The sequence below is a fragment of the Streptomyces sp. NPDC005728 genome (assembly GCF_040630895.1).
GTDB lineage: Bacteria > Actinomycetota > Actinomycetes > Streptomycetales > Streptomycetaceae > Streptomyces.
This window is the reverse complement of the sequence record NZ_JBEXYL010000209.1, coordinates 1-6,595: the sequence shown is the minus strand read 5'-3', so window position 1 is coordinate 6,595 and position 6,595 is coordinate 1. Positions and strand designations below refer to the sequence as shown.

At 66.9% G+C, this 6,595-nt stretch carries 5 protein-coding genes and 1 pseudogene; 4 read left to right on the top strand and 2 right to left on the bottom strand.

The genetic code is table 11. The features are described 5' to 3' along the window. Positions 1-156: 156 nt before the first annotated feature. The gene (locus ABZ471_RS47280; protein ID WP_359075342.1) at positions 157-735 is read left to right on the top strand and encodes a transposase; all 579 of its coding nucleotides are present in this window, start codon (positions 157-159) and stop codon (positions 733-735) included. A gap of 129 nt (positions 736-864) precedes the next feature. Here the strand turns inward: ABZ471_RS47280 and ABZ471_RS47275 are convergent, their stop codons facing one another. Further along, positions 865-2,070, bottom strand: coding sequence for an IS110 family transposase (locus ABZ471_RS47275; RefSeq protein WP_359075341.1), 1,206 nt, complete (start codon positions 2,068-2,070; stop codon positions 865-867). Positions 2,071-2,353: 283 nt separating this feature from the next. Between ABZ471_RS47275 and ABZ471_RS47270 the strand changes: the two genes are divergently transcribed. From ABZ471_RS47270 to ABZ471_RS47260, 3 genes are all read left to right on the top strand, one after another. Further along, entirely contained in the window at positions 2,354-2,479 is a 126-nt protein-coding gene (locus ABZ471_RS47270; RefSeq protein ID WP_359075340.1) for a hypothetical protein, read from the top strand. Between the two features lie 503 nt (positions 2,480-2,982). Further along, positions 2,983-3,807, top strand: coding sequence for a hypothetical protein (locus ABZ471_RS47265; RefSeq protein WP_359075339.1), 825 nt, complete (start codon positions 2,983-2,985; stop codon positions 3,805-3,807). 321 nt (positions 3,808-4,128) lie between these two features. After that, a complete protein-coding gene (locus ABZ471_RS47260) occupies positions 4,129-5,754 on the top strand; it encodes an IS4 family transposase (RefSeq protein WP_359075338.1) in 1,626 nt (541 codons plus the stop codon). A gap of 33 nt (positions 5,755-5,787) precedes the next feature. Here ABZ471_RS47260 and ABZ471_RS47255 read toward each other — a convergent pair. Further along, positions 5,788-6,333: pseudogene (locus tag ABZ471_RS47255) on the bottom strand (transposase); the annotation flags it as partial. Between the last annotated feature and the right edge of the window lie 262 nt (positions 6,334-6,595).

The following is a 6,595-nucleotide window of genomic DNA, read 5'->3' as shown; positions in this document are numbered from 1 at the left end:
TCTAATCACAATGGTTTGCCGCCTGGCGAATGCATTCGAACCGCATGTATTCCTACAGCTCGATGATCGCCGGGTACTTGCTCCCCCGGGCGCCACGAGAGTCCTTGGCGGTGTCTTCAGGCGCTGGACGGCGAGTTCACCGACCACCGCGCCTTCATGGTCCGGCACTACCTGGAGGAGATCGACCGCCTCCGGGCCACGGTCACGGCGTTCGACGCCCGGACCGCGGCCATGGTCGCCGGTCGCCAGCAAGACATTGACCTCCTCGACAGCATCCCTGGCATGGGACGTTTGACAGCGGAGATCATCATCGCGGAGATGGGTGGGGACATGGCCCAGTTCGCCACCGCCCAGCATCTCGCCTCCTGGATCGGGGTCTGCCCCGGCCAGAACGAGTCGGCCGGGGTCAGCGGGTCCGGTCGCATCCGCCCGGGCAACGGCAACCTCAAACGACTGCTCGGCGTCACCGCCATGGCGGCCATTCGAGACAAGAACCCCTATCTCTCCGTGTTCTACCACTGCATCGCCGGCCGCCGCGGCGGCAAACGAGCCCTGGTTGCCGTCATGCACAAACTGGCCATCGCGATCTGGCACGTGCTGCACGACAAAGTCCCCTACCGCGACCTCGGGGCCGACTACTTCAGCCGCCGTGATCCCGAACGCGCCATGCGACGCACGATCAAGGAAGCCAACAGCCTCGGCCTCACGATCCGCTTCGACCCGATCTCAGCCTGACCTGCGAACTACACGTCGTTTTCGGACCAGACCCGCTGGATACTGTGGCGCGGTGTCTGTCATGGCACTGCGCTATTTGGGGATGTCCGCCGGGCAGTTTGTGGCTCGTCGTCAGTCGGGGGCTGATTTTCACTGAGGGTTGCCGTCCGGGGCATCGGTGCCGTTGAGGGAATTGATGCCGTCAGGCGGAGGGTTGTTGCCTGTTTGGTGAGCCTCGGCAGGTTCGCCGCTGTCCTGCTCGTCAGTCTCGTCGAAGGGCTCCTTGGTGGGGGTGCTGTCTGGGGCATCGGGCGCGTTGAGGTAGAAGCTGCCGTCAGGTGGGAGGTTCATGTCTTCCGTGGGGTCTTGAGAAGAATCGTCGCTGTCCTGCTTGTCGGCGGTGGGGAAGACCGACATGTCGGTGCCGATCTCGGCGAGGATGACCTGCGCGGTGGCCGGTCCCACCCCGGGGATCTCGTCCAGACGCTCGACATCGGTCAGCGGCATCAGCATGCCCTGCCCGGGCCCGTCGTCGTCCGTGTCACTCGTGTTGCCCGTGGTGGTCGACAGGTCGCCCAGGCGGGTGGTGATGCGGGCGGTGAGCTTGTCGATCTGCACGGTGAGGTAGTCGACGGTGTCCAGCAGCATCCGCAGCATGAACGCGTGGTGTTCCTCGAACCCGCCGGCCAGGGCCTCTTCCAGCGCGGCGGGAGAAGCCTTGATCGTGCCGTGCGCCAGGCCCGCCAGGGCCCTGGGGCTGCGCTCGCCCGCGATCAACGCTTCGAGCATGGCACGGCCGGAGACCCCGAAGATGTCGGAGATCACCGTGGACAGCTTGATCTGCGCGTTCTCCAGGAGCTTCTCCGCGCGCTGCTTGTGCCGGGTGCGCTCGTGGGTGAGGACCGCGCGGGAGCGGGTCAGGTCCCGCAGCTCCCGCACGGGCTTCGGGGGCACGAACGAGGGCCGGAGCATGCCGCGTTCGGCGAGCTTGGCCAGCCAGACGGAATCGAGCTTGTCGGTCTTGGGGCGGCCGGGGACGTTCTTCACATCCCGGGCGTTGACCAGCCAGCATTCCAGCCCCCGTGCCTCCAGGAGGAAGAAGAAGGGCTTCCAGTACGTCGAGGTCGCCTCCATCACCACCCGGGTGATGCCCTGGCATATCAGGTGGTCCGCGAGTTCCAGGATCGCGCCGCTGGTCGCGGCCACGTTCCACACCCGCTGCACCTTCCGGCCGGGCTTGTCCTCATGCGGCACCCGCGTGCACACCATCCCGGACGCCTTGGCGATATCGATCGCCGCGACCCGCTCCACCAGCTCCGGACCCTGCTCGCTCTCCTCGGCAGCCGCATCCGCCACGGGCACGTGCCCCCTTTCCGGTCGTTCCGTCGTGTCATCCGTACAAGGCGGCGCCCGCCCCAATGGGCCACGGGGAAGACGAAGTCTGGCCGGCGTGCTCTACGGCAACAAGGCAAGGCCCCGCAGCGGCCCCTGCACCAGACTGACCTGCGGGCTTGGAGTCCCAACGAGCAACCGGAGTCGGCGAGCGGGCGCCAAGATCATGTTTTCACGCTGGCAAGGCGTTCCCCGACAGGGACCAGAAGGACTGACCTGGGCCTTTGGCCAGCCGGGACGGACGGACATGAACGACAACGACATCCCGGCCGTAGAACCGGTCGAGGACAAGCTCGTGGATGAGGTCGTCGAACGGCTGCTGGATCGCGCCGACGCCTCGGGTGCTGCCTGTTGGGTGAAGGCGGGCTGCTGACGGAGGTGACCCGGGCCGTGCTGGAGCGGGCTCCGGATGCGGAGATGATCGACCACCTGCGCGAGAAGGGCCTTGGGGTCGATCTCGTCTGCCGGGTGCTGGAGTTGTCGCCGTCCACCTATTTTGGGTGGCTCCGGCTTTCTTGTCCGTTGTGGCCGGGTCTTCGACTCCACGTCGGACGATTCACGGGTCTGCCCGCATGGCTGCAGCGGTCTCTGGCCCCGCGACTGAGCGAGACAGTCCGATCGTTTGCCTGGAATGGGTATCAAGACTGATGTGCCGGTCCGGTCGGCGGGAGTCTGCTTAAGTCGCCATTTCTAGCCTGGTGTGTCCGACCCGGGCGTCCTTCCCCCTCAGCGGGCCCCGTAGAGCGGCCCGGAAAGGAGTCTTGAATGTCCATGCGGATGCCCCGCGGGCATGTGCGTTCTCATCACCGGCGGGTCAAGGCCGCTGTAGTTGCCCTCGCTCTGACGGCGGGAGCCGCCACGTTCGCGGTGACCGCTATGGCGGACGAACCATCCGGCACCGGCAACGAGAGCGCCGTCACACAGAGCGCCGACGACGGGCTCGGCGTCGTCGGGGAGAGCGTGGAGTCGGGTGCCGACGACCGGTCCGGTACGGGCGGGGATTCTCCCGAGTCGGGCGCCGACGACGCCGCCTCGGACCCGTCCGGCGACGCAGGGGAGCCGGACGCCGGACAGCAGGCAGAGTGCGCGGAGCCGGACGAGGAGACTGACCAGCCCGCCAACTGCGCTCCGGACGAAAACAGCCGTGAGAGCCGGGCAGTTTGGGGGACCAGCGCATTCGAGAGTGGACCGGGCCGTCAAAAGGGACCGGGGCTGCCCTCCGCAAACGATCCCGGGGCGAACTTCAGCCCTGAACTGTACGACGAGATCGCCAACCTCAGCACCGCCGATTTCGTCCAGCTGCGTCAACAGGTCTTCGCCGTCAAGGAGGACGGTCCCGTCCAGCGCAGCTTCTACGCCAACGGATGCACCTACGTGCCCGACTCGGTGATCGGAACGCAGTCGACGTACGACGCCTGCCTGCAGCACGACTTCCGGTACACCGTCGGCCCGAACGTCTACAAGGACGACCCAGACGGCGAAAAGACTGACAAGGAGAACGCCGACCTCCAGCTGGGGAACAGTATCCGCGGGGATAACACATCGGGGTTTCCCAATTCGAAGGGGGGCCTGTTCGAGACCGCTGTTCGGTACATGGGCCACGGTCTCCGCTACCCCACCCCGACCAAGGGCGCGCCCATAACCACGACCGAAGAGCTGCTCTTCCTTGCCGAGAACCCGGACCAGGTGGGAACCGACTGACGGTTCACCGCGGCACGAACGGCCCGCTGTCCGGGGAGTTACCGGTAGTTCGTTAATTCCGGCGGTAGAGACACCTCAGGCACTCAACATGTCAAGCAGCTGCAGCGAGGGCGGTCGGAAAGGCCGTGCGTTCATCGAACAGAGTGTGGTGCTGAAGGCAGTAGTAGAGCTGCCCAAGCATGCGGTTGAAACAATGCCACGAAGTTAGGGCTGGCCCGGCATCGTCAAGAGCGTTCGTGGTATGGGTAGTTCGGGGATTTGGGACGGGATCTCCTGGTAGGAGGAGAGCCGACCAAGACTTCTTCGGTACAGAGGATCCCGTTGTCTAGCCAGTCCGCCACCCGCACCCTTACGCGCACTACGACCGTTGCCGCCGGCGCCTTTGCTCCCGGTCACCTCGGCGGATTGACCCAGTTCCTGCCTTTCGAGTTCGTCGACGACGTACTCGAGCAGACCAGAACCGTGCAGCGGCGCGTGCGCGCCCTTCCGTCCCGGGTCGGGATCTACTTCGTGCTGGCTTTGGGACTGTTTCCTGGCCTGGGCTACCAGCGCGTGTGGAACAAACTCGTGGTCGGCCTGTCCGGGCTCGACCTGCCCACCCCTTCGGAGACAGCCCTTCGCCACCTGCGCAAACGCCTCGGCCCGAAGCCCTTGGAGCTGCTCTTCAACGTGCTCGCAGTGCCGCTGGCACGCCCTTCAACACCGGGCGTGTGCTACCGGCGCTGGCGGACCGTCGCCTTCGACGGCTGCAACTCCCTCAAAGCCCCCGACCTACCACGCATCCGGGCCCTGCTCGGCAAGGTCCGGCACCACTGGGGCATGTCCGGCTATCCCTCCTTGCGGCTGACCGTGCTGTGCGAGACCGGCACCCGCGGCCTCCTCGGCGCCGTCTTCGGCCCGTCCGAAGCCGGTGAGATCGTCCAGGCAACCCGGCTGCTGCCGCGGCTGACCTCGCAAATGCTGCTGCTGGCCGACCGCGCCTACGACGGCGACGAGTTCCTAGGCCAGGTCGCCGACACCGGCGCCCAGTTCCTGGTCAGGCTGTCGGCCCGCAGGCGCCCCGCGGTGATGGCGGTTCTGCCCGACGGCTCCTACCTCACCCGCTTCCACCACGTGCGTGTCCGCGTCATCGACGCAGACATCACCGTCACCACCAGCGGAGGTCAGACCATCACCGGGCGCTACCTGCTCGCGACCACGCTCACCGACCACCGCCGGGACCCCGCCGACACTCTCATCCGCCTCTACCACGAGCGCTGGGAGATCGAGACCGCCTACTACTCGCTGCGGCACACGCTGCTCACCGGACGGGTCTTGCGCTCCCAGGACCCGTCCGGCCTCGAGCAGGAGGTCTGGGCCCTGCTCACCCTCTACCAGGTGCTGCGGATGGCCATGACCGACGCAGTGGAAGGGCTTCCCGGAGCCGACCCGGACCGGGCCAGCTTCACCGTCGCTCTCCAGGCTGCCCACGACGAGGTCATCAGCGCCGACCACATCGTGTCGGAACGGGAGGGCGGCACAGGCCTAGCGGCGGCGATCCGCTCGGCCCTCCTGCCGCCCAGACGGGCACGCACCAGCGCCCGCAAGGTGAAATGCCCGACCTCGCGTTACCCGGCGCATCCGACCAGCGGACACCCCCTGAACAGCCAAAACGTCACCAGCCTCGCCGTTGCACTTCGCACTCAGCCGACCTCAGCCCGACCCGCTGGGCACGGCGGACAACGCAACCAGGTCCTGCAGATCATGCGCACCGCACCCAGCCGGATCTGGTACGCCCGCGACCTTGCCGCAGCCCTCGGGATCACCACCCGCTACGACAGCTTCTACGTCCAACTCGGTCGCTGGACCCGCGAAGGACTCCTCAGCAAGGTCGCCAATGCCACCTACACACTCGCCACAGACTGGCTGCCGACCGACGCTCAACCCCTGAACCAAGAACGTCCTTGACGATGCCGGGCCAGCCCTAACTTCGTGGCATTGGCGGTTGAAAAGATTGCGCTGTGCCGCGGCGTGCCAGTCTCCGTGGTCGTCGCGGCGTCGCCGGTAGTGGGCCTTGGCGCCGGGCGAGGCCGTGATGGAGGCGAAGGCCCAGAGGTAGCCGGCGTGGTTGAGCCGGTCGTTCTTCACCCACCGCCGGGTGATGCTCGACTTCTTGCCGGAGGCACGGGTGATGGGCGAGGCGCCGGCGTACGCCTTCAGACCGCGGGCATCCGCGAAGCGGGACCGGTCGTCTCCGATCTCGGCGAGCACCCGGGCGCCGAGCTGGACACCAAGGCCGGGGAAGCTGAGGATGATCTCAGCGTCCGGGTGCTGAGGGAAAGCCTCTTCGACCGCCTCGGCAAGGTCGTCGGCGGCGGTGCAGGCGGCCTCCAACTGGACCAGGAGCGCGAGCATTTGCTTGCCCAGCGCGTCCTCGACCAGCGGCGGCTGGTGAGCATAGTCGTTGCGGAAGACGCCACGGAGCCGGTCAGCTTCGGCTGTGATGCCGCGCTTGCGGCCAGCCCGCTTGAGCGCGGCCTCCAGCTGCGTGCGGGCGTCTCCGACGGGCGCACACGGAAGGTGAACCGGGCATACCCGGCCTCCTCCGTGATCGCTCCCGTCGTCATGCACCCGAACCCACCCGGGGGGACTGACAGTTGGGCTGCCTAACCCAGTCGTCGGGTGGACGCCGGATCGCCCTGGCGGCGATCCGGCTGCCTCTGCCCTGCTCCGCAGGAGTCCGATTCCTTCCCGGCCCCAAGCCATCGCCCGCCGCTGCCACTACCGAAGAAGAAACAGCTCAAAACAC

What these genes read in the sequence shown, in the direction of transcription:
- ABZ471_RS47270 (WP_359075340.1), top strand. Translation starts at nt 2,354, where the DNA reads ATGAACGACAACGACATCCCGGCCGTAGAACCGGTCGAGGACAAGCTC.
- ABZ471_RS47280 (WP_359075342.1), top strand. Translation starts at nt 157, where the DNA reads ATGGTCCGGCACTACCTGGAGGAGATCGACCGCCTCCGGGCCACGGTC.
- ABZ471_RS47265 (WP_359075339.1), top strand. Translation starts at nt 2,983, where the DNA reads ATGGCGGACGAACCATCCGGCACCGGCAACGAGAGCGCCGTCACACAG.